Origin of the sequence: Qipengyuania citrea (assembly GCF_009828015.1) — a bacterium.
GTDB classification, from domain to species: domain Bacteria; phylum Pseudomonadota; class Alphaproteobacteria; order Sphingomonadales; family Sphingomonadaceae; genus Qipengyuania; species Qipengyuania citrea.
In genome coordinates this window covers 611,380-633,989 of record NZ_WTYG01000002.1, presented here as the reverse complement: position 1 = coordinate 633,989, position 22,610 = coordinate 611,380, and the positions used below count along the sequence as shown (strand labels likewise).

21 protein-coding genes are annotated in these 22,610 nt (G+C 65.0%); 17 read left to right on the top strand and 4 right to left on the bottom strand.

Annotation, left to right across the window (positions count from 1 at the left end; all coding sequences use genetic code 11):
• Nucleotides 1–34 precede the first annotated feature (34 nt).
• Nucleotides 35–328 (top strand): YMGG-like glycine zipper-containing protein, encoded by a 294-nt coding sequence (locus GRI55_RS08565; protein ID WP_050600536.1) that lies wholly within the window; start codon nt 35–37, stop codon nt 326–328.
• 84 nt (nt 329–412) lie between these two features.
• Here GRI55_RS08565 and GRI55_RS08560 read toward each other — a convergent pair whose 3' ends face one another.
• Together GRI55_RS08560 and GRI55_RS08555 are read right to left on the bottom strand one after the other, a co-directional pair.
• Nucleotides 413–925: a hypothetical protein gene (locus GRI55_RS08560; protein WP_050600535.1), complete on the bottom strand. Its 513-nt coding sequence runs from the start codon at nt 923–925 to the stop codon at nt 413–415.
• Between the two features lie 23 nt (nt 926–948).
• Nucleotides 949–1,428, bottom strand: coding sequence for a copper chaperone PCu(A)C (locus GRI55_RS08555; RefSeq protein ID WP_160766840.1), 480 nt, complete (start codon nt 1,426–1,428; stop codon nt 949–951).
• A 177-nt stretch (nt 1,429–1,605) separates the two neighbouring features.
• On the opposite strand from GRI55_RS08555, the gene dnaK reads away from it, so the two are divergent.
• The 3 genes from dnaK (at nt 1,606) to GRI55_RS08540 (ending at nt 5,383) form a co-directional block, all read left to right on the top strand.
• A complete protein-coding gene (gene dnaK, locus GRI55_RS08550) occupies nt 1,606–3,534 on the top strand; it encodes a molecular chaperone DnaK (RefSeq protein ID WP_063505605.1) in 1,929 nt (642 codons plus the stop codon).
• 68 nt (nt 3,535–3,602) lie between these two features.
• Complete coding sequence (gene dnaJ / locus GRI55_RS08545) at nt 3,603–4,724, top strand: molecular chaperone DnaJ (RefSeq protein ID WP_050600532.1); 1,122 nt, start codon at nt 3,603–3,605, stop codon at nt 4,722–4,724.
• On the top strand, nt 4,721–5,383 hold the full coding sequence (locus GRI55_RS08540; protein WP_307019366.1) for a DUF6445 family protein: 663 nt from the start codon (nt 4,721–4,723) through the stop codon (nt 5,381–5,383). Before dnaJ ends, GRI55_RS08540 begins: the two co-directional genes overlap by 4 nt.
• Here GRI55_RS08540 and GRI55_RS08535 read toward each other — a convergent pair.
• Nucleotides 5,380–7,695 (bottom strand): patatin-like protein, encoded by a 2,316-nt coding sequence (locus GRI55_RS08535; protein WP_160766839.1) that lies wholly within the window; start codon nt 7,693–7,695, stop codon nt 5,380–5,382. The genes GRI55_RS08540 and GRI55_RS08535 overlap by 4 nt on opposite strands.
• A gap of 70 nt (nt 7,696–7,765) precedes the next feature.
• Here GRI55_RS08535 and radA point away from each other — a divergent pair, with 70 nt between their 5' ends.
• The 9 genes from radA to GRI55_RS08490 all read left to right on the top strand — a co-directional run bounded on the left by radA (nt 7,766) and on the right by GRI55_RS08490 (nt 18,207).
• Complete coding sequence (radA, locus tag GRI55_RS08530; protein WP_160766838.1) at nt 7,766–9,133, top strand: DNA repair protein RadA; 1,368 nt, start codon at nt 7,766–7,768, stop codon at nt 9,131–9,133.
• Between the two features lie 21 nt (nt 9,134–9,154).
• On the top strand, nt 9,155–9,676 hold the full coding sequence (locus GRI55_RS08525; RefSeq protein WP_050600528.1) for a CvpA family protein: 522 nt from the start codon (nt 9,155–9,157) through the stop codon (nt 9,674–9,676).
• Nucleotides 9,676–10,110, top strand: a complete 435-nt coding sequence (locus GRI55_RS08520; protein ID WP_050600527.1) for an iron-sulfur cluster assembly scaffold protein — start codon at nt 9,676–9,678, stop codon at nt 10,108–10,110. Before GRI55_RS08525 ends, GRI55_RS08520 begins: the two co-directional genes overlap by 1 nt.
• A gap of 45 nt (nt 10,111–10,155) precedes the next feature.
• The gene (locus GRI55_RS08515) at nt 10,156–11,802 is read left to right on the top strand and encodes an MFS transporter (protein ID WP_160766837.1); all 1,647 of its coding nucleotides are present in this window, start codon (nt 10,156–10,158) and stop codon (nt 11,800–11,802) included.
• Between the two features lie 7 nt (nt 11,803–11,809).
• Nucleotides 11,810–12,844 carry an alanine racemase gene (locus GRI55_RS08510; RefSeq protein ID WP_160766836.1) on the top strand — a complete coding sequence of 345 codons (1,035 nt, stop codon included), beginning with the start codon at nt 11,810–11,812 and terminating at the stop codon, nt 12,842–12,844.
• 75 nt (nt 12,845–12,919) lie between these two features.
• A complete protein-coding gene (gene phaR, locus GRI55_RS08505) occupies nt 12,920–13,480 on the top strand; it encodes a polyhydroxyalkanoate synthesis repressor PhaR (protein ID WP_160766835.1) in 561 nt (186 codons plus the stop codon).
• A gap of 160 nt (nt 13,481–13,640) precedes the next feature.
• Complete coding sequence (gene proS / locus GRI55_RS08500) at nt 13,641–15,182, top strand: proline--tRNA ligase (protein WP_160766834.1); 1,542 nt, start codon at nt 13,641–13,643, stop codon at nt 15,180–15,182.
• 183 nt (nt 15,183–15,365) lie between these two features.
• On the top strand, nt 15,366–17,639 hold the full coding sequence (gene rnr, locus GRI55_RS08495; RefSeq protein WP_202392444.1) for a ribonuclease R: 2,274 nt from the start codon (nt 15,366–15,368) through the stop codon (nt 17,637–17,639).
• A gap of 46 nt (nt 17,640–17,685) precedes the next feature.
• The gene (locus GRI55_RS08490) at nt 17,686–18,207 is read left to right on the top strand and encodes a peroxiredoxin-like family protein (RefSeq protein ID WP_160766832.1); all 522 of its coding nucleotides are present in this window, start codon (nt 17,686–17,688) and stop codon (nt 18,205–18,207) included.
• Nucleotides 18,208–18,210: 3 nt separating this feature from the next.
• On the opposite strand, the gene GRI55_RS08485 is transcribed toward GRI55_RS08490, so the two are convergent.
• The gene (locus tag GRI55_RS08485; RefSeq protein WP_050600521.1) at nt 18,211–18,663 is read right to left on the bottom strand and encodes a universal stress protein; all 453 of its coding nucleotides are present in this window, start codon (nt 18,661–18,663) and stop codon (nt 18,211–18,213) included.
• A 133-nt stretch (nt 18,664–18,796) separates the two neighbouring features.
• On the opposite strand from GRI55_RS08485, the gene GRI55_RS08480 reads away from it, so the two are divergent.
• The 4 genes from GRI55_RS08480 (at nt 18,797) to lpdA (ending at nt 22,585) form a co-directional block, all read left to right on the top strand.
• Nucleotides 18,797–20,149, top strand: a complete 1,353-nt coding sequence (locus tag GRI55_RS08480) for a pyruvate dehydrogenase complex dihydrolipoamide acetyltransferase (RefSeq protein ID WP_160766831.1) — start codon at nt 18,797–18,799, stop codon at nt 20,147–20,149.
• Nucleotides 20,146–20,628, top strand: a complete 483-nt coding sequence (locus tag GRI55_RS08475) for a hypothetical protein (protein ID WP_160766830.1) — start codon at nt 20,146–20,148, stop codon at nt 20,626–20,628. Before GRI55_RS08480 ends, GRI55_RS08475 begins: the two co-directional genes overlap by 4 nt.
• Nucleotides 20,621–20,998: an acyl-CoA thioesterase gene (locus tag GRI55_RS08470; protein ID WP_160766829.1), complete on the top strand. Its 378-nt coding sequence runs from the start codon at nt 20,621–20,623 to the stop codon at nt 20,996–20,998. The genes GRI55_RS08475 and GRI55_RS08470 overlap by 8 nt, the downstream gene beginning before the upstream one ends.
• Nucleotides 20,999–21,169: 171 nt before the next feature.
• Nucleotides 21,170–22,585, top strand: a complete 1,416-nt coding sequence (gene lpdA / locus GRI55_RS08465) for a dihydrolipoyl dehydrogenase (RefSeq protein ID WP_160766828.1) — start codon at nt 21,170–21,172, stop codon at nt 22,583–22,585.
• Nucleotides 22,586–22,610 lie beyond the last annotated feature (25 nt).

The following is a 22,610-nucleotide window of genomic DNA, read 5'->3' as shown; positions in this document are numbered from 1 at the left end:
TGTGATCCGACAGGGACGCAAACGGAGAGATACCATGAACACCAAGCTGTTACTCGCACCCGCGCTACTCGCCTCGAGCCTCGGTCTGGGCGCCTGCGCGCAGAATTACGCGGTCGAGGGCGCAGCTGCCGGTGCGGCCGCCGGTGCCGGGCTGAGCGCATTGCTGGGCGAAGACCTCGAAACCTACGCGCTAGCCGGTGCCGCGATCGGCGGGGTGATCGGCTATGTCAGCGACAAGGACGACGATTGCGACGGCTATTACGGCGATGGCCGCTATGTCGACGACGACTGCCGCGATGACGATCGCTACGCCCGCTACTGGCGCTGATCGCCTGGCCGGATGAACATCCGATCAAACTAAAAGGGCCGTCCCGCATGGGGCGGCCCTTTTCGCATCGGCTGCCCAAAGGGCCTAGCGCTCAGCCCCCGGGAAGCGGACCAGCAGGTCGTATGCTGCGGGATCGGCGATGCCCGCGACCTTGACACCATTGCGCAGCCAAAAGGCGTGCTTCACGATCTCGGCCTGCTGTTCGATCCCGTAGCGATCGAGCGGCCATCCGGGTTTGAGCGCATAGTCATAGCGCGCCCACGGCATGCGGCGCGTGACCAAATACCAGTCGCCCATGGTCTGGACCTGCCAGACATGCACCAGTTCATGGATCAACAGCCCCTGGCGCAGCACGTTCGCAGTCGAGAAATCGTCGCAATAGGCATCGCCCCGCGGGTGGAAATGGACGTGTCCGCGCGGCGCCATCGTGATCCGGCGGGGCTGGAACGGAAACCATTTCCGCCGCCGGATCGTCACCTTGCCGTAATCGATCGCGTCGCCGAACACGCTCCGCGCGAGCTTAATCTCGCCCCGCGTCAGGCGGCGTTCGCCCCCCGCCGGGCAGGAATGCGCGACAGGCTGGTCGTGGGTTTCCATTCCCAGCGTGTCGTGCAGATCGTTCAGCGTTCGTCACCCGCGGCGCGAATTTCCACCGGGAAGGTCTTCTGCTTACCGCCGACCACGGTCAGCGTCATATCGGTGGTGCCGCCGGCCTCGAGTGCGGGATCGACATCGAACACCATCACGTGGAAGCCGCCGGGGGCGAAGTTCTCGCTCTCGCCCGCATTGACCAGCACCTGACCGACGCTGTCCATCATCATCTGGCCGTTCATTTCCATCGATCCGTGCAGTTCGGCGCTGCCGGCGCCTTCAACATCGGCGCGGCGGATCGCGTAATTGCGATCGCCGGTGTTCTCGACGTCGAAATAGATCGCGCCCGGGCGGTCCGAAACCGCCGGCAACATCAGCCGCGCATTGCTGACTTCGAGCATGACTTCATCGGCGACGGGGGCGGCGGCCTCGTCGCCGGTATCCGAACAACCTGCCAGCGCAACCGTCGCAAAACCCAGCGCCAGCGGCGCGAAATGCGTGAATTTCATGGATTTGATCCCCTCTTCGTCCTGCGCAAAAACTAGCGCGGCACGTCCCTTGTGCCAAGAAAAACCGCACCTATATCGCTCGTGTAACACACCACCGGATAGAGCCGCCAACCGGTTCCGCCAGGATCGGGGAACCCAGCGTGCGGTGTCCAACGACTTGAAACAGATGGGGAAACCATGAGCAAAGTTATCGGTATCGACCTTGGCACTACCAACAGCTGTGTCGCCGTGATGGACGGCGGCAAGCCCAAGGTCGTGGAAAATTCGGAAGGCGCGCGCACCACGCCTTCGATCGTTGCCTTCACCAAGGACAACGAACGCCTGATCGGTCAGCCGGCCAAGCGCCAGGCAGTGACCAATCCGGACAACACGCTGTTCGCGATCAAGCGCCTGATCGGCCGCCGGTTCGACGACCCGCTGACCAAGAAGGACATGGAACTCGTTCCCTATGACATCGTCAAGGGTAAGAACGGCGATGCCTGGGTCGAAGCCGGCGGCGAAGACTATTCGCCCAGCCAGGTATCGGCCTTCATCCTGCAGAAGATGAAGGAAACCGCCGAGAGCTATCTTGGCGAAACCGTCACGCAGGCAGTGATCACCGTTCCCGCATACTTCAACGATGCGCAGCGCCAGGCGACCAAGGACGCCGGCCAGATCGCCGGTCTCGAAGTGCTGCGCATCATCAACGAGCCGACCGCCGCGGCGCTTGCGTATGGCATGGACAAGGAAGACGGCAAGACGATCGCCGTCTACGACCTTGGCGGCGGCACCTTCGACGTCTCCGTGCTCGAAATCGGTGACGGCGTGTTCGAAGTGAAGTCGACCAATGGCGACACTTTCCTGGGCGGCGAAGACTTCGACAGCGCCATCGTCGAATATCTCGCAGACGAGTTCAAGAAGAAGGAGAACATGGATCTCCGGACCGACAAGCTCGCGCTGCAGCGCCTCAAGGAAGCCGCCGAAAAGGCCAAGATCGAACTGTCGAGCTCGGCTTCGACCGAAGTCAACCTGCCCTTCATCACTGCCCGCATGGAAGGCGGCAGCTCGACCCCGCTGCATCTGGTCGAAACGATCAGCCGTTCGAAGCTCGAACAGCTCGTCGGCGACCTGATCAAGCGCACGCTCGAGCCGTGCAAGAAGGCACTGGCCGACGCCGGCGTGTCGAAGAACGAGATCGACGAGGTTATCCTGGTCGGCGGCATGACCCGCATGCCCAAGGTGCGCGAAGTGGTCGAAGAGTTCTTCGGTTCCAAGCCGCACACCGGCGTGAACCCCGATGAAGTCGTCGCCATGGGCGCAGCGATCCAGGCCGGCGTCCTCCAGGGCGACGTCAAGGACGTGCTGCTGCTCGACGTGACTCCGCTGTCGCTGGGGATCGAGACGCTGGGCGGCATCATGACCAAGATGATCGACCGCAACACGACGATCCCGACCAAGAAGACGCAGACCTACTCGACCGCCGAGGACAACCAGAACGCGGTGACGATCCGTGTTTTCCAGGGCGAGCGCGAAATGGCGCAGGACAACAAGATGCTCGGCCAGTTCGACCTGGTCGGCATTCCCGCTGCCCCGCGCGGCGTGCCGCAGATCGAGGTCACTTTCGACATCGACGCCAATGGCATCGTCAACGTGTCTGCGAAGGACAAGGGCACTGGCAAGGAGCAGCAGATCCGCATCCAGGCTTCGGGCGGTCTGTCCGATGACGACATCGAGAAGATGGTCCAGGATGCAGAGAAGTTCGCCGACGAGGACAAGAAGCGCCGTGAAGGCGCCGAGGCCCGCAATCAGGCCGACAGTCTCGTCCATGCGACCGAGAAGCAGCTCGAAGAGCATGGCGACAAGATCGACGCTTCGCTGAAGAGCGAAGTCGAGGAGAAGGTCGCCGCGCTCAAGACCGCGCTCGAGGGCGATGACCCCACCGACATCAACGCCAAGGCCGAAGACCTGTCGCAGAGCGCGATGAAGATGGGCCAGTCGATCTACGAGCAGGAACAGGCGAATGCCGCGTCCGCAGCTCCGGAAGGCGAAGCCGCGAGCGACGGCGGCGCGGAGGAAGAGGTGGTCGACGCCGAATTCTCCGAAGTCGACGAAGACGCAAAGAACTGATCGAACGATGAGAAACCAGTCGCCACCGGTGCTCCAGCGCACCGGTGGCGATTAGTTATTGGGAAGCCATGTCGACAACCGAAACCGACCTGTACGAATTGCTCGGCGTCAGCCGCGATGCCGATGGGGCGACGATCAAGTCCGCCTATCGCAAGCTGGCAATGAAACACCACCCCGACCGCAATCCGGGTTGCACCGAAAGCGAGGGCAAGTTCAAGGCGGTCAGCGCTGCCTATGAAGTGCTCAAGGACCCGCAGAAACGGGCGGCCTACGACCGTTTCGGGCATGCCGCGTTCCAGCAGGGCGGTCCCGGCGGCGGCGGTCATCCGGGCGCCGATTTCGGCGATATCGGCGATATCTTCGAAACCATCTTCGGCAGCGCATTCGGCGGGGGTGGCCGCACGAGGGCGCGCCGCGGCGCCGACCTGCGCTACGATCTGCAGATCGATCTCGAGGATGCCTTCAGCGGCAAGTCGACCGAGATCGAAATCGAAGTCTCCGAAAACTGCGAGACTTGCCATGGATCGGGCGCGACGCCGGGGACCCGCGCGCGCACCTGCAACCTGTGCCACGGCCAGGGACAGGTCCGTGCCAAGCAGGGTTTCTTCGTCGTTGAACGCCCGTGTCCCAACTGCCACGGCAGCGGCGAAGTCATTTCCTCGCCCTGCCGCGACTGCCGCGGCGAAGGCCGCGTCGACAAGGCGCAGGCGCTGGAGGTGGAAATCCCGCCGGGCGTCGATACCGGTACGCGTATCCGCCTTTCGGGCAAGGGCGAAGCCGGCCCGCGCGGCGCACCTCCGGGCGATCTCTACATCTTCCTGCATGTGAAACCGCACGCGATCTTCGAACGCGAAGGCACCACGCTGGCCACGCGCGTCCCGATCAGCTTCACCAAGGCTGCCCTGGGCGGATCGATCACCATTCCCAATATCGACGGCGAGGAAGTCACGCTCGAAATCCCGGCGGGCATCCAGTCGGGCAAGCAGCTCCGCCAGCGCGGTGCGGGCATGCCCGTGCTGCAGGGCCGCGGACGCGGCGATCTGGTGATCGAGATCGCGGTCGAGACACCGACGCGGATCAGCAAGGAACAGCGCGCGCTGCTCGAACAGTTCCGCGAGCTCGAAACCGGTGACGAATGTCCCGAGAGCCGCGGCTTCTTCGACAAGCTCAAGGGCGCGCTGGGCGGGTGATTGCCAAGCACGGCAGGGCCCGCGATAAGCGCGCCATGCTGCCTGCGCTGACGATCATCGACGATTTCCTGTCCGATCCCTGGGCCGCGCGCCGCGCCGCGCTGGCGCTCGATTATGCGCCGCCGGGGGCGGGCGGGAATTACCCCGGGCGCGATACCACCGGGGCCTTGCCGGTGGACGCGATCGACGCGTCGGTTTCGCGGCAACTCGGCGTGGAACTGGTCGGTGCGCCGGGCACCGAACATGGCCATTGCCGCATGACGCTGAAAGCCGACAGGGGGCGCAGCGGCGTCCATGTCGATCCGGCGTTCTACTCTGGCATTCTCTATCTCTCGCGGCCGGAAGACTGTCTCAAGCCCGGCGCGGGCGGCACCGATTTCTTCCGCCACAAGCGCACCGGCCTCGAACGCGTCCCCGCCAATGGCGCCGAACTCGCCGCGACCGGCTATGATACGGTGGACGATCTCGTCGCCGACGTGGTCAACAAGGACACCACCCATCCCGCCAAGTGGGAACGCGTGATGCGCGTGCCCATGCGCTTCAATCGGCTCGTCCTTTTTTCGCCGTGGCAGTTCCACACCGCCGCGCCGGGTTTCGGCACCGATCCCGAAAGCGCGCGGCTCGTCATGCTGCTCTTCTTCGCGCGTGCGGGACGCTAGGGCATCCGGGCGACAATTTCGCCGCGGATCTCGTCGATCAGCCGCAGCGCACAGCGCCCCGTGCGTTGCTCCTCGTCCAGGATCGCGTGAAACGCCTCACGCTTGAAATGCGCGCACGTCTCGGGCGCGAACGGCTTGTCCAGCGTCGAACAGACAAGATCGATCATCCGTTCGCATCCGTGCAGCCGGCCCCACAGGTAATCGTTCTCGCGATAGGCGCGGCTGAAGAACGCACCGAAATTGTAGAACTCGATCCCGCGCAGCGTCGCGGCGGTGCCGCCCTCGCGAATGCTGCGGGCATCGTCGGGGCTGATCCGGTCGACCTTCACCGGGTCGAACTCGGTCAAACCTTCGTTTCGCAACAGGGGCAGGGTAGCGACGTCGTAATAGGGAAAGCCGAGATAGGTCAGCAGCATCCGGCGGCGCAGGTTCTTGGGCATGACCTCCAGCGCTTCGGCCAGCATTTCCTCGGCGCGGTCATCGAGCTCCGGGAGCAGGCGCTGGGCCTCGATTAGGTCGAGCAGCGTGCCCGGATCCTGCAGGACGCGCTCTGCCAGATCGCCGAAGCGGCTGCCCAGCGCGGCCGTGCCTTCCTTCTCGAAATAGAGCGACAGGATGCGGTACACCGCGTCGCGGGCCTGCTCCAGCGCATCGTCGGGAATTTCGGGATCGGCCTCCCAATCGCGAGCCAACCGGCGCGCCAGTAATCGCAGCCGGCGGATGCGGAAGCCGATGTCGTGTTCGCGGAAGAAGGCGATCGCTTCGGCCGACGCCCCGCCCGAAGGCGATGCCAGCGTTTCCAGCCCGCGGCGGATCAGTTCTTCACGCAGCACCGCTTCGATCGGTGCGGGATCATCGATTGCCAGCTTGGGCGCCGCATCCAGAACCAGCCGCGCTAGCCGTCCGACGATACCGGTGAACTTCGCCTGCGCATAGGCGTGAAAGGCATAACCCGCGCGTTCGGCGGCGGATTGCTGCGCCTTCTGGCGCCAGCTCTTGAGCCGGGCCGGGGTGGGCCGGTCGAAGAACAGCGTGCGCCCGAACAGCTTTTCCACTGCGCCATCGACCTCGGGGCGCAGGGCGGCGACGATGCGGCCCAGCCGTTCGGCCTCGCGGCTCTGTTCCTCGAGCTGTTCGAGATTGTCGCGGATCGGTTGTTCGCGCGGCAGCGTCGACAGCGAACCGAAGATCGCCGAGAAGAAGCCGACCGGTTCGCTCTTGCCGTCGGCGCGTTCTCCGAACCGGTCGGGCCGCGGGTCGACATAGACGAAGCGCCGATCCACCTCGCGCTGGGCGGGGCGCCCCTGCAGGGCCGAGATCGCGCCTGCAAAGGGCTTGTTGACCAGCACCGACCCATCGATAAGCGACACGTTATCAAGCGTTTCCCGCGCAACATGGACAGGCATGACGCGCTTGAGGAAAGCTTCCCTTTCGGGCCAGTTCCGTTCGGTCAGGTCGGACAGCCGGTCGATTTCCTCGACCCGCAGCGGAGGGAACGCGCCCGGGAAGCTGGCGGTCGCGCGGGCCGCGAAGACGAGTTCGAGCGGGTTGGCGAGATCGGTTCCGCCGGCAAGCGGCGCGCGCGCGCGAAATGCGATCGGCATGCGGTGTTCGGTATCCTCTACCACCGGCGGGCTGTGGAGCCGCAGCAATTCCTGGTACCCGTGGAAATCGGTGGCGGTGACATACAGGTCGAGCGGATGGCCCGGCGGCAGCAGCGGTTCGTCGATCGGGCCCTCGGCCATGGCCGAAAACGCTCGTTCGAGCAGGCGCGAAAAACCGAGGCCGGAAAAGGGTGGTTCGAACCAGCGCCCCCGGATGAGGTGCGATACCTTGCGCTCCACCTCGGCCCGGGTTTCGGGCGCGACTGCATCGGTGATGTCGCTGCCCGGACGACTAAGCAGCCAGTTGGCGAAGGGCTGCGCCCACATCTTCGAAAAGCGCCATTTCAGGCGCGCGGCGGGATCGACCAGTTCGTCGACATCGGCCACCTCGAGCCACAGGTCGGTCAGCGGTTCGAGCGACTGGCCCGAATGGACCGCCTGCGCGAGGAACACCGCGTTGATCCCGCCAGCGCTGGCCCCGCTCATAATATCGGGCAGGATGCGCAGCCGCAGGCCGTGTTCGTCCTCGATCCGTTCGATCAGCTGGCGGTAGACCGCCTCCACCCCTTGCAACGGACCGCTTGCGGCGTGGAACGCGCGACTGGCGCGGGCCAGCTGCCACAGCTCGCGCGTGACCCCATGCATGTAGATCGCCAGGCTGACGCCGCCATAGCAGACCAGCGCTATCCGCAATTCCTTTTGCCGCATCGCCCGCTCATGGCGGGATAAATCGGTAAAGGCAATTGCGTTCGTGAAATGTTCCGTTTAGCGATCGGGCATGGCCAAACCGAAGAAACGCTATGTCTGCCAGGCATGTGGCGGCGTGTCGCATCGCTGGCAGGGGCAGTGCCCCGACTGCGCCGAATGGAACACGCTGGCGGAAGACGCGCCGGCGACCGTGTTCTCGATGAAACACGATCTGTCGAGCGGGGGGCGCGCGGTCGAATTCGTCGAACTCGACAAGCCCGGCGCCTTACCGCAGCGCCAGCCCACCGGCCTGGCCGAATTCGATCGTGCGCTGGGCGGCGGGCTGGTGCCCGGTTCGGCGATCCTCTTGGGCGGGGACCCGGGTATCGGCAAGTCGACGCTGCTGCTTCAGGCCGCGGCCAGGATCGCGCGCGAAGGGCGCGGCGTGGTCTATGTCAGCGGCGAGGAGGCCAGCGGGCAGGTGCGCATGCGCGCCGCGCGGCTCGGATTGTCCGATGCACCGGTCAAACTCGCTGCGGCCACCGGCGTGCGCGATATCCTTACCTCGCTCGGATCGATGGATGCGCCGGGGCTGCTGGTGATCGATTCGATCCAGACCATGCATTCGGACACGATCGAAGGCGCGCCCGGTACGGTCAGCCAGGTGCGCGGCTGCGCCTTCGAACTGATCCGCTACGCCAAGGAAAACGGTGTCGCGCTGGTACTGGTGGGGCACGTCACCAAGGATGGCAGCATTGCCGGGCCGCGCGTGCTCGAACACATGGTCGATGTGGTGATGAGCTTCGAGGGCGAGCGCAGCCACCAGTACCGCATCCTGCGCGCGCTCAAGAACCGCTTTGGCGCGGTCGACGAGATCGGCGTATTCGCGATGGCGGGCGAGGGGCTGGAAGAAGTCGACAACCCCTCGATGCTGTTCCTTTCGGGCCGGGACGAGCCGATGGCGGGCAGCGCGGTGTTCCCCGCGATCGAAGGGACTAGGCCGGTGCTGGTCGAGATCCAGGCACTGATCGTCCGCCTGCAGTCGGGCGCGACGCCGCGCCGCGCAGTCGTGGGGTGGGACAATGGCCGGCTGGCGATGCTCCTGGCCGTGCTCGAATCGCGCTGCGGGCTCAACTTCTCGGCGGCCGAGGTCTATCTCAACGTGGCCGGTGGCTATCGGTTGTCGGACCCGGCTGCCGACCTTGCGGTGGCCGCGGCGCTGGTCAGCGCGATGGCGGACAAGCCGCTCCCGCCACGCAGCGTATGGCTTGGTGAAGTCTCGCTCGCCGGAGAGATCCGCCCGGTGGCGCATGGCGGGCTGCGGCTGCGCGAAGCCGCCAAGCTCGGCTTCGATCGCGGTTTCGGCCCGGTTGACGTCAAGGGCGCGGGCAGCGCGCTGGCTTATGACGGCTTGGGACAATTGGCCAATCTCGTTGACCGCATAATCGGGAATTCATAAGTCCGGCCGCATGGGCAGGTCATGACTGGTTTCGATTACATCGTTTTGCTGATCGTGGGCATTGCCGCGGCGGGCGGTTTCATGCGGGGATTCCTGCAGGAAGTCCTGTCGCTGGCGGCGTGGGTCCTCGCCGCATTCGCGATCCGCGCGCTGCATACGCCGCTGACGCTGGCGCTGCAGGACCACATCGGCACCGACATCACCACTGCGCTGCTGGCGTTCACACTGCTGCTGCTGATCCCCTATGCCGCGATGAAGGTGATCGCCAACAATGTCGGCGCGGTGTCGCGCTCGTCTATGCTCGGGCCGGTGGACCGGGTGCTCGGCTTCGGTTTTGGCGCGCTCAAGGGCATGCTGATTGTCGTCATCGCCTTTTCGCTGCTGGTGGTCGGCTACGACACGGTGTGGAGCTACAAGGGACGCCCGAACTGGATCACCACCGCGCGCAGCTATGAACTGGTCGACGCCAGTTCGCGCTCGCTGGTCGAAGTGCTGGCCGAACGGCGCGCCCGGCTGCGCGAGCAGGCCGCCGACGGCGCCTGATGGCGGCCCCGCGCGCGCCGGCGCTGTATTCTCCCGCACTGCTCGCCATGGCGGTCGAACTGGCGGACTATCCCTTCGATGCGCAGGCGATCGCGGTGGGCGAGGCGCGGTCGCGCAGCTGCGGCAGCGTGATTTCGCTGTCGTCGGTCCACACCGGCCGGCTCGAGCGGATCGGTCTGAAGGTTAGCGCCTGCGCAGTCGGGCAGGCCTCGGCGGCCATTTTCGCGCGCGAAGCGGGCGGCATGGACGCGGCCGCGGTGTCACGCACGCTGGGTGCCCTCGGCGAATGGCTCGAGGGCGATGCGCACGCGCCCGCGCTCGAACGGATTGACATGCTCGAACCCGCGCGCGCCTACCGCGCCCGCCACGGGGCCATTCTCCTGCCGTGGAAGGCCGCGCTCGACGCGCTTTCCAAGGGTGGGGGTGCAGGCTAGACCGATCGAACGACAACCACACTCGCGATGCAGGGGGAGCGCGACATGGCCACAGGTGCCGTCACACCGCAAAGGGAACCGACCGAGAAGGAAATACGCCTCGTCATTGCGGCAAGCAGCGCGGGGACGATCTTCGAATGGTACGATTTCTTCATCTACGGCACGCTTGCCGGGCTGATCGGTGCGGCCTTCTTCCCGAGCGATAACGAGACGCTCGAGATCCTGCTGGTGTGGGCCGGTTTCGCGGTCGGCTTCGGCTTCCGTCCGCTGGGCGCGATCCTGTTCGGCTTCCTCGGCGACCGGCTGGGGCGCAAATACACCTTCCTCGTGACGGTCACGCTGATGGGGATTGCCACCGCCGGCGTGGGCCTCATCCCCAGCGCGGCCAGCATCGGCATCGCCGCGCCGTTGATCGTGATCTGCCTGCGCATCCTCCAGGGTCTCGCGCTCGGCGGCGAATATGGCGGCGCGGCGATCTATGTCGCCGAACACGCGCCGCCCGAGAAACGCGGCTTCTACACCAGCTTCATCCAGGCCAGCGTGGTCGGCGGCTTCGTGCTGTCGATCCTGGTAGTGATCGCCTGCCGCGCGTTCATCCCCGCGCAGGACTTCGCCGATTGGGGCTGGCGGATCCCGTTCCTGCTGTCGATCGTGCTGCTCTTCATCTCGCTGTGGATGCGGCTCAAGCTGTCGGAAAGCCCCGTCTTCCAGGCGATGAAGGCCGCAGGCGAAACCAGCGCCAATCCGTTCAAGGAAAGCCTGACCTATCCCGGCAACCCCAAGCGTATCTTCGTGGCGCTGTTCGGCATCACCGGGGTGCTCACCACAATCTGGTACACCGCTTTCTTCTCCGGCCTGTCCTTCCTGCGCGGCCCGATGCGGGTCGACGAGAACGTAGTCGAATGGATGCTGCTGATCGCGGGTACGCTGTCGATGGGCTTCTATATCATCGTCGGCAAATGGTCCGACCGCGTCGGGCGCAAGAAACCGATCATCATCGGCGCGCTGGCCTCGCTGGCGCTGCTCTTCCCCGTGTTCTGGGGGATCGGCGCGCTCGCCAACCCGGGCCTGCAGGACAGCGCGCGCGCGGCCCCCGTCACGGTCAGCGGCCCGGCCTGCGAATACGATCCCTTCGCCGAAGTGCAGGCCAGCCCCTGCGGCCGCGCGCTGCAGGACCTGACCGCGCTGGGCGTGCCCTATACGGTGACCGAGGAGCCGCAGCCGGAACTGGCCATCGGCACACAGAGCTACAGCTACGAAGGGCTGCCTTCCGACACCCGCCGCGCGATCGTCCAGAGCTGGCTCGAGAGCAATGGCTATTCGTTCGAACGGCAGGTCCCGCCACTGGCGAGCATTATCGGCATCATTGCGCTGCTGCTGGTGCTGGGAATGCTGTCGGCGCTGACCTACGGTTCGGTTGCGGCGCTCCTGTCCGAGATGTTCCCCGCGCGCATCCGCTACAGCTCGATGTCGATCCCCTACCATATCGGCGCGGGCTACCTGGGCGGTTTCCTGCCGCTGATCGCGGGCTATATCGTGGCCATGACGGGCAATGCCTATGCCGGGCTGTGGTACACGATCGTGGTGGTCGGTTTCGGCGTGATCGTTGCCTGGTGGGGATTGCCCGGTGGTCCGCCGCGCGATTTCGAAGACAGCGTGCAGGACCCGCCGGTCTCGCCCGTGCTGCCATGAGCCTGCTATGACCTGCCCTCCGCCGCCGAGCCTGCGGCTGCATATCGACAGCGACGCGCTGGCGCAGAACTGGCGCACGCTCGACGCCATGTCGGGCGCGGCGCGGGCGGGAGCGGCGGTCAAGGCGGATTGCTACGGCCTCGGGGTCGATCGCTGCCTGCCCGTGCTGCACGAGGCGGGCTGCCGCGATTTCTTCGTCGCGCACTGGAGCGAGGTGCCCGGCGTCATCGCGCATGTCCCGGCACAGCGCCTGTCGGTCCTGCATGGGCTGCTTGGTGCCGACGATGTCCGGTTCGCGCGCGAGACCGGCGTTCGCCCGGTGATCGACAGCCTGCGGCAGGCGCGGCTGTGGTCCGAAGGCGGAGGCGGCGCCTGCGACCTGATGGTCGATACCGGGATCAACCGGCTGGGCATTGCGCCCGCGGAACTGGCCGATCCGTCGATCCAGGCGCTGGAGGTGCGCGTGCTGATGAGTCACCTCGCCTGCGCCGACGAGGACGCGGCGATGAACGCGCGCCAGCTCGCCGTTTTTCGCGACTGCATTCCCGCCGTGGCTCACGAGGAGACCAGCCTGGCCAACAGCGCGGGCGTGGCGCTGGGGAGCGACTACGCCTTCGATCTCACGCGCCCGGGGCTCTCGCTTTACGGCGGCATCCCGCGGCCCGAACTGGAGGACCGGATCGCGCAGGTCGCTTATCCGCAGGCGGCGTTGATCCAGGTGCGCGACATCGCGGCGGGCGCCAGCGTGGGTTACAATGCCACCTTCACCGCGGGCGAGGACATGCGCATCGGCGTCGTCTCGCTCGGCTATGCCGACGGGATTTTGCGCAGCTGGGGCGGGGCGCATTTCACCCATGGCGAACGCCGCCTGCCGATCCTCGGCAAGGTATCGATGGACATGATCGTGCTCGACCTGTCGGCGGCCCCCGAGCTGGCCGAGGGGGACTGGCTCGACCTGCCCTACCGGCTTCCTGATGCTGCGCAGCAAACCACTCTATCGCAATATGAATTGCTGACCGTACTGGGCAATCGCTTCGGTTGACCTTTACGTCATGTTGCACTGCACTTTTCGCGCGTGCTAATCCTCTCGCATTGCACAAATGGGGAGCATGAGAGAATGGCCAAGCGGAGCGTCGAGGGCGAACCCATCATCATCAAGAAATACGCCAACCGGCGCCTCTACAACACCGACACCAGCAGTTACATCACGCTCGACGATCTCGCCAAGATGGTCCGCGAGAACGTCGATTTCCACGTGCTGGATGCGAAGTCGGGCGACGATATCACGCACACCATCCTGACGCAGATCATCGTCGAGGAAGAAAGCCATGGTTCGCACATGCTCCCGGTCAGCTTCCTGCGCGACCTGATCCGCATGTATGGCAACTCGATGCAGGCCATGATGCCGAGCTATCTCGAAGCCAGCATGACCAATCTGCAGAAGAACCGCGAACAGATCCAGGAAGCCTTCGCCAAGGGCCTCGAGACCAATCCGTTGGCGCAGATGGCCGAAGCCAATTTCAAGATGATGCAGAACGCCGCCGAAGCGTTCATTCCCGGTTCGCGCAAGGCGCCCGCGCCCAGGCAGGCACCCGCGAGCGAGCAGGCGGACGAGCTGGCCGAAATGCGCGCGCAAATGGCCGCGATGCAGGAGAAGCTCGACAAAATGGGCAAATAGCACGGGGCTTGCCCCGCCTGCGGCCATTTTCCTGCGCCGCGCGCTTGTCGAAGGGCGCATCTTCCCATTATGGGCGCGCCAGATGAATGACGGTTCTTCGTCTGCCCGCACCCGACGGTGGGGCCGGAACGAGGCGCCATTAGCCAAGGCCCCCACGATCATGCCCAATATCCGCCATGCCCTGAACACCCGGCGCGAAGACGATTTCGCGGCCTGGTACCAGGATGTCATCAGTTCCGCCGAAATGGCCGAGGAATCGGGCGTGCGCGGCTGCATGGTGATCCGCCCGTGGGGCTTCGGCATCTGGGAGCGCATGCAGCGCCTGCTCGACGACCGGATCAAGGCGACCGGGCATGAAAACGCCTATTTCCCGATCTTCATTCCGCTGTCGAACTTCGAGCGCGAGGCCGAGCATGTCGAAGGCTTTGCCAAGGAAATGGCGGTGGTCACGCATCACCGATTGATCGCGGGCAAGGATGGCGGGCTGATCCCCGATCCCGAAGCCAAGTTGGAAGAACCGCTGGTGGTGCGCCCGACCTCGGAAACGATCATCGGCGATGCGATGGCGCGCTGGATCCAGAGCTGGCGCGACTTGCCGCTCAAGCTCAACCAATGGGCCAATGTCGTGCGCTGGGAAATGCGCACGCGCATGTTCCTCCGCACGAGCGAATTCCTGTGGCAGGAAGGCCATACCGCGCATGCCGACGAGGCCGAGGCGAAAGAGCACACGCTGACCATGCTCGAGGTTTACCGCGCTTTTGCCGACGAGGACCTCGCGCTGGCGGTGGTGCCCGGTGAAAAGCCCGAGAACGAGCGTTTCCCGGGCGCGGTCGAGACCTGGTCGATCGAGGCGATGATGCAGGACGGCAAGGCGCTGCAGGCGGGCACCAGCCATTATCTCGGCACCAATTTTGCGCAGGCTTCGGGCATCAAGTACCAGAACCGCGAAGGCGGCGAGAGCCTGGCGCATACCACCAGCTGGGGCGTTTCGACCCGGATGGTCGGCGGCGTCATCATGACGCATGGCGACGACGACGGCCTGCGCCTGCCGCCCAGGATCGCGCCGCAGCAGGTCGTCATCCTGCCTATGCTACGCGACAAGCCCGAAGACCAGGCGCTGGTCAATTATTGCGAGACGCTGCGCGCCACGCTGGCCGGCCAGAGCGTGCTTGGCGAACCGCTCCGCGTGCTGCTCGACACGCGGCCCGGCAAGGCGGCCCAGAAGCGCTGGGACTATGTCCGCAAGGGCGCGCCGGTGATCGTCGAGGTGGGCGGGCGCGACATGGACAATGGCGTCGTCAGCATGCTGCGCCGCGACCGCTTGTGGGATGCCGAAACCGGCAAGCCCGCCTTCGAGAACCCGACGCGTGAAGCCGCAGGGGAGGCCATTCCCGCGATCCTCGCCGACATGCAGGCAGCGCTGCTTGCTCAAGCTGCCGAGCGCCGCGATGCGAACATCACCCGCGGGGTCACCGATTTCGCCGAGGTGGAAAAGCACTTCTCCGGCTCGCGCTATCCTGGTTGGGTCGAAGTGCAATGGTCGAAGCCGACCGGCGCGGCGCTGGAAAAGGTCGTCGAGCGGCTGAAGGACCACAAGCTCACCATCCGCAACGTACCAATGGACGCTGCACCGGTCGACGGCGCGTGCATCTTCACCGGCGAACCCGCGGTCGAGCGCGTGCTGCTGGCCAAGGCGTACTAAGGCACCCTGATTCGTCATCCCCGCACAGGCGGGGATCCAGACAAGTGACCAGTCCGGGCAACTCGCTTGCATGTGGTCATTGCCGATGCAGGGGGCAGGACACGGTGAGTACGTGACACCGGGCCTTGCCATCCCCATATGGCGCGCATGACAAAACAGAACACGAACCGGCGGCGTCAGGGGATGCCGTCGAAAGAACAGATACTCGAATTCATCCAGACCTCCGACACGCCCGCGGGCAAGCGCGAAATCGCCAAGGCCTTCGGCCTTAAGGGTCAGGAAAAGATCACGCTGAAGAAGCGTCTCAAGGACATGGCCGAGGAAGGCCTCATCGACGGCAAGCGCACGGCCTATCACCGCATGGGCGGCGTGCCCAAGGTGACCGTGCTCAAGGTCGTCGCGATCGAGGATGGCGAGCCGATTGCCGAGCCCGAGAACTGGGCGCCCGACAGCAAGGAGAAACCGCCGCGGCTGCTGGTGAAGGAAAGCAAGAAGCTTTCCGCGGTCAAGCGCGGCGACCGGATTCTTGCGCGCAACGAGGAAACCGCGCGCGGCTGGGTCGCGCATCCGATGAAGAAGCTTCCCGCGCGAACCGAAGGGCTGATGGGCGTCGTCGAATTCGATGGCGCGGGCAAGCCCTGGCTCGCCCCGGTCGACAAGCGCGTGCGCGACAGCGCGCCGATCGGCGACCTGGGCGAAGCGCAGGAAGGCGAGCTGGTGCTGGCCGAACGCATGGGCAAATCGGCCCGCGCAAAGGTCAAGGTGGTCGAGGTGGTCGGCGATCCGCTGGCACCCAAGGCGTTCAGCCTGATCGCCATCGCCAAGCACGGCATCCCGCATGTCTTCCCGAGCGAAACCATCGCCGAGGCGGAGCGCGCGGTCGACCTGCCGCTATCGAGCGATCACCGCGAGGATCTGCGCGACGTTCCCATCGTCGCGATCGACCCCGCCGATGCGCGCGACCATGACGATGCCATCTGGGCCGAGCCCGACGGGAAGGGCGGCTACCGCGCGATCATCGCCATCGCCGATGTCAGCTATTACGTGCGCCCCGGCGGCGAGTTGGACCGCGAGGCGCGCAAGCGCGGCAATTCGGTCTATTTCCCCGACCGCGTCGTGCCGATGCTGCCCGAAGTGCTCAGCGCCGATGTCTGCAGCCTCAAGGAGGATGTCGACCGCGCCGCGATGGCCTGCCACATCCGTATCGACAAGGACGGCAAGGTCAGCGACTGGCGCTTCACCCGCGCTATCGTGCGGCTGGCGAAGAACATCGCCTATGAAGACGCGCAGGCCGCAATCGATGCCGGCGACGCGCCAGAATACCTGCAGAACCTGTGGGGTGCGTGGAAGCTGCTGTTCAAGGCGCGGCAGGCGCGCGACCCGCTCGATCTCGAATTGCCCGAACGGCAGGTCCGCCTCAATGACGAGGGCGTGATCGAGGAAATCGCGATCCGCGAACGGCTCGATGCGCACCGCGTGGTCGAGGATTTCATGATCGCCGCCAATGTCGCGGCGGCCAAGGCGCTCGAGGCCAAGGCCGCGCCGGTGGTCTACCGCGTCCACGAGCAGCCGAGCCGCGAGAAGCTGCTCGCCTTCCGCGAATATCTCGCCACGCAGGGCAAGAAGTTCGCGCTGGGGCAGGTGATCACGCCGGGGCTGTTCAACCGCATGCTCAAGGACATTTCCGAGCCGGCCGAAAAGGCGCTGATCATGGAAGCGGTGCTGCGCAGCCAGACGCAGGCGTTCTACGGGCCGCAGAATGCGGGCCACTTCGGCCTCTCGCTCGGCAGCTATGCGCATTTCACCTCGCCGATCCGGCGGTATGCCGACCTGCTGGTGCACCGCGCGCTGGTCGATGCCTACAAGCTCGAACAGCCCAGACCCAAGGTCGACCTGCCCGAAGGCTCGGGCCTGTCCGATCGCGACAAGACCGCGCTGCACCAGATCACCGACGCGATCAGCCAGACCGAACGCCGCGCGATGGAGGCCGAACGCGACACGATCGACCGCTATGTCGCGGCCTGGCTCTCGGGCCGCGTGGGCGAGACCTTCGATACGCGCATCACTGGGGTGCAGGGCTTCGGATTCTTCGCCACGATCGAGAAGCTTGGCGGTGACGGACTGGTCCCGGTCAGCACGCTGGGGCGCGAATATTTCAGCTATGACGAAGGCGCGCGCAAGCTCGTCGGCGAACGCAGCGGCACCGAATATGCCGTGGGCGACCGGCTCAAGCTCAAGCTCGCCGAAGCCAATGCGCTGACCGGCGCGCTCAAGTTCGAAGTGCCCGACAGCGATGGCGCGGGGATCGAACCACGCGGCAACCGCGCCCCGGAAAAGAAGCGGACGCACCAGAACAAGCGCCCCAAGAAGGCGCAGGGTGCCCCGCGCCAGTCGCATCCCGCGGGCAAGCGCGGACGCCCGGGCAACATCCGCCACCAGGGCCGCAAGAAGAAGTGACGGAACGGGCCGGGGAACTGCTCATTGGGTTGGTAAAGGAGCCTTCATGACCCAGCTTATCCCCGGCCAGACCGTCCCCGATCTCGACCTGCCGCTCACCATCGATGCGCGTTTCGAACTGTCGAAGCAGCAGCCCGAAGCGTTCACCATGCTGGTGTTCTATCGCGGCAAGCATTGTCCGATCTGCAAGAAGTACCTTACCGAGCTGAGCGGCAAGCTCGACCAGTTCACCGACAAGGGCATCAACGTCTTCGCGGTGTCGATGGACAGCCCCGAGCGCGCCGCGGTCAGCCATGAGGAATGGGACACGGGCGACGTCCCGCTGGCGCATTCGCTGGGCGAGGACAAGGCACGCGAATGGGGCCTCTACATTAGTGAAAAGCGTGACGGCAGCGAGGAACCCGACATGTTCTCCGAGCCGGGGCTGTTCCTGATCAAGCCCGATGGCACGCTGCATTTTGCCGTGGTCCAGAACGCGCCGTTCACGCGGCCCGATCTCGACGATCTGCTGAGCGGCATCAGCTTCACACTGGACAAGGATTATCCGACGCGCGGCACGCTGACCTGAGCGTCAGGCGAGCGCGTCAATCTCGTCGCGGCTAAGCCCGCCGGGAACGAGATAGAGCGGGCAGGGCAATTGCCCTGCATGCGCCGCGAAATGCGTCACCAGCGGGCCCGACCCGCCTTCCGCGCTGGTCGCCAGCACCAGCGCGGCGATGCTCGCATGTTCGTCGATATATTTGCGCACGACATCCGCCGCCGGGCCGGGGCGCACCGCAATGGTGGGCATCTTGCCCATTTCGCCGAAGATGTTGCCGGCAGCCGAATTGGCCATCACCTCGGCGCGTTCGCGCGCTTCCTGTTCGATCGTGGCCTGCACCCCGCCGAAAGCGTTGAAGGTCTGCTGCGGGACGAGCGCCAGGATATGCACCGATCCGCCGGTCTTCTGCGCGCGCAGCGAGGCGAACCGCAGCGCCTGCCTGGCTTCTTCGGTCTCGTCCATCACAACAAGGTATGTGCGCATAGCGGCTCCCCCTGATCCCTCGCAGCGCGTTACCCGGTAATTCGTATTCTGTGCAAGGACCTTGCGGCGCAGGGGCATCTTCGGCAGAGGTCGCGGCACAACTCTCTCCCCAGCGAGGACGTAACGTCAGACCATGCCCACGCCGATCAAGATGCCCGCCCTGTCGCCCACCATGGAGGAGGGCACGCTCGCCAAATGGCTGGTAAAGCCGGGGGACAAGGTGGAAGCCGGCGACATCATGGCCGAGATCGAAACCGACAAGGCGACGATGGAATTCGAGGCGGTGGACGAAGGCACGATCGCCAGCATCGCGGTCGATGAAGGCAGCGAGGGCGTAAAGGTCGGCACCGTGATCGCGATGCTCGCCGAGGAAGGCGAGGACCTCGACGAGGCCGCTGCGGCTGCTCCCGAAGGTGACGGTGAAGTAGCCGAACCCACTTCCGCTGACGCTGGGTCCGATAAAGAGAGCGGCGTCCCAGCGAAAGCTGGGACCGCTAACGAAGCCGCGCAACAGAAAGCGACCCCAGCTTCCGCTGGGGTGACGAACGGCGCAAAAGCCCCCGCAGCGCCGAAGGACGACAGCGGAGAGCGCATTATCGCCTCGCCGCTTGCGCGCCGCATTGCCGAGCAGAAGGGTATCGACCTCGCCAGTGTCACCGGCTCCGGCCCGCGCGGACGCATCGTGAAGGCCGATGTTGAAGGGCTCGAAGCCGGGGCGGCTCCCGCCAAAGCTGAAGCGTCTGCGCCCGCGGCCAGCGCGCCGCCCAAGCCCGCGACGCTCGGCGGCGAGCTCGATGCGCCTTATGAAGCCACCAAGCTCAACAATGTCCGCAAGGTCATCGCGCGCCGCCTGACCGAAGCCAAGCAGACGATCCCGCATATCTACCTCACCGTCGACGTGCGGCTCGATGCGCTGCTCGATCTGCGCAAGCAGCTCAATGCCAGCCTCGAAGCGGATGGCGTGAAGCTCTCGGTCAACGATCTGCTGATCAAGGCGCTCGCTCGCGCGCTCCAGCGCGTTCCGGCATGCAATGTCAGCTTCCAGGGCGACGAGCTGTACCAGTATTCGCGCGAGGATATCTCGGTCGCGGTCGCCGCGCCCTCGGGCCTGATCACCCCTATCATCCGCGATGCGGGCAAAAAAGGCCTCGCGCAGATCAGCACCGAGATGAAGGAGCTGGCAACTAAGGCGAAGGACAACAAGCTGCAGCCGCAGGAATACCAGGGCGGCACCGCCAGCCTGTCCAACCTCGGCATGTTCGGCACCAAGCAGTTCGACGCGGTGATCAACCCGCCGCAGGCGATGATCCTCGCGGTCGGCGCAGGCGAGCAGCGCCCGCATGTGATCGACGGCGCGCTCGGCGTCGCCACCGTGATGAGCGCCACCGGAAGCTTCGACCACCGCGCCATCGACGGCGCCGACGGCGCGCGGTTTATGGAAGCCTTCCAGCAGCTGTGCGAAAACCCGATGGGGCTGGTGGTTTGATCGACTCGATCTCCAGCCGGGCTGCTACTGCAATTGTTCTTGGCTTTCTGTTGGTAGTAGCCGAGTTCGCGTATTTTAGCGGTTCTCTAAGTTCCGTTAGGTCTCAAGACCTGATCTGGTACTTGTTTGCCTCGCCGGTTCTCATTCCCATTGGCATTCTGACTTCTGCTTCGGCTTTAGTCGCGCTCAGCATCTCGCTGATTGTTGAAAGAATCGAGTGGAAGTTGGCGTTGTTTTTGGCTGCTGTCGTCCTTCAGTTTTGGTTATGGCCAGACTCGCCTAGGTGCAGGTCGCGATCCGGTTGTGAAGACCCTCTGGAATTTTATCGTCACGTGGTGATCTTTTTTTGGATAATCGCCTTCGCATTTCATGGCGCCTTCTTCTTCTTGAGGGCAAAAAATGCGGTCGAGAGCGATCCATATCTCGAGAGTTTGAGGGAGCGGAATGATGAGGTGAGGAGCCGTCGCGAGCATGACTGACCGCTTCCCCCTAATCCGCGTCACCGCCATGCCGACCGACCTCAACCCTTATGGCGGGGTGTTCGGCGGGTGGCTGATGAGCCAGATGGCGCTCGGCGCCGGGTCGCTCGCAAGCCGCGAGGGGAAGGGCAAGGCGGTGGTCGTCTCGGCAACAGACTTCGCCTTTCCTGGCGTGATGCAGGTAGGCGACGAGCTCTCGGTCTATTGCGATATCGCCGCGACCGGCACCACCTCGCTCACCATCACTGCCGAAGCCATCGCCCGCGAGCGCAATGGCGAAGCCGAAACCAAGGTCGCGCAAGGCACGTTCAAATTCGTCCTGCTCGACGACAACGACCGGCCCCGCGCGGTGGCGGAGCGGTGGGCTTGAACGCTGTCCTACAACCTGCGCGGTATGCGATACGCACCCGCATGACCTGCACGCATTCTCCGCCCCGGACCGCCGCAATTCACGGGCCCGCGCGCCCCAGATTTTCTTCGCTTGCACCGTGTAACACCCGGTCCATGTCTGCGACCAAACGAGAGACTACAGAGACGAATCATGGCTGACACCAATTATGACGTCATCGTGCTCGGCAGCGGCCCGGGCGGTTATGTCGCGGCGATCCGCTGCGCGCAGCTGGGGCTCAAGACCGCCATTGTCGAACGCGAACTGCTCGGCGGGATCTGCCTCAACTGGGGCTGCATCCCGACCAAGGCGCTGCTGCGTTCGGCCGAGATCCTGCATTATGCGCAGCACGCCAAGGATTACGGGCTCAAGATCGCCGGCGCGATCGAGGCCGATCTCGAAGCGGTGGTCAAGCGCAGCCGCGGGGTCGCCAAGCAGCTCAATCAGGGCGTCACGCACCTGATGAAGAAGAACAAGATCGCGGTGCACATGGGCGAGGGCACGCTGACCGGCCCCACCAGCCTCACCGTGAAAGGCGACAAGGGCGAAGAGAAGCTCACCGCCAAGCATGTGATCGTCGCCACCGGCGCGCGGGCGCGCGACCTGCCCTTCGCTCCGGCGGACGGCGAACGCGTGTGGACCTACCGCCACGCGATGACTCCCAAGGAAATGCCGAAGAAGCTGCTGGTGATCGGCAGCGGCGCGATCGGGATCGAGTTCGCCAGCTTCTACAACGACATTGGCGTCGATGTGACCGTGGTCGAAATGCTCGACCGCGTGGTGCCGGTCGAGGATGCGGAGGTCTCGGCCTTCCTCGAGAAGAGCCTCACCAAGCAGGGCATGACGATCATGACCGGCGCTGGCGTCGAGGACCTCAAGATCACCGCCAAGGGCATGACCGCCAAGATCAAGGACAGCAAGGGCAAGGTAACCGAGACCGAGTTCAGCCATTGCATCACAGCGATCGGCATCGTGCCCAACACCGAGAATGTCGGGCTGGAAAAGCTGGTCGAAATGGATCGCGGCTTCATCCAGATCGACGATTACGGCCGCACCAAATCGAAGGGCCTGTGGGCGATCGGTGACTGCACACCGGGGCCGTGGCTGGCGCACAAGGCGAGCCATGAGGGCGTCACCACGGCCGAGGCGATCGCACGGGAGCTGGGCAACAAGGAGGTCCACCCGCACCCGCTCGACCGCGCCAACATCCCGGGCTGCACCTATTGCCATCCGCAGATCGCCAGCGTCGGCCTGACCGAGGCCAAGGCGAAGGAAGCGGGCCACGACGTCAAGGCGGGCACCTTCCCCTTCATCGGCAATGGCAAGGCCATCGCGCTGGGCGAGGCCGAGGGCTTCGTGAAGACCGTGTTCGACGCCAAGACCGGCGAACTGCTCGGCGCGCATATGGTCGGCGCGGAGGTGACCGAGATGATCCAGGGCTTCGTCGTCGGCAAGACGCTCGAGACCACCGAGGCCGAGCTGATGCAGACGGTGTTCCCGCATCCCACGATCAGCGAATCGATGCATGAGAGCGTGCTTGCGAGCTATGGCCGCGCGCTCCATATCTGAGGCCTGACACGCGCCACAGCGCGAG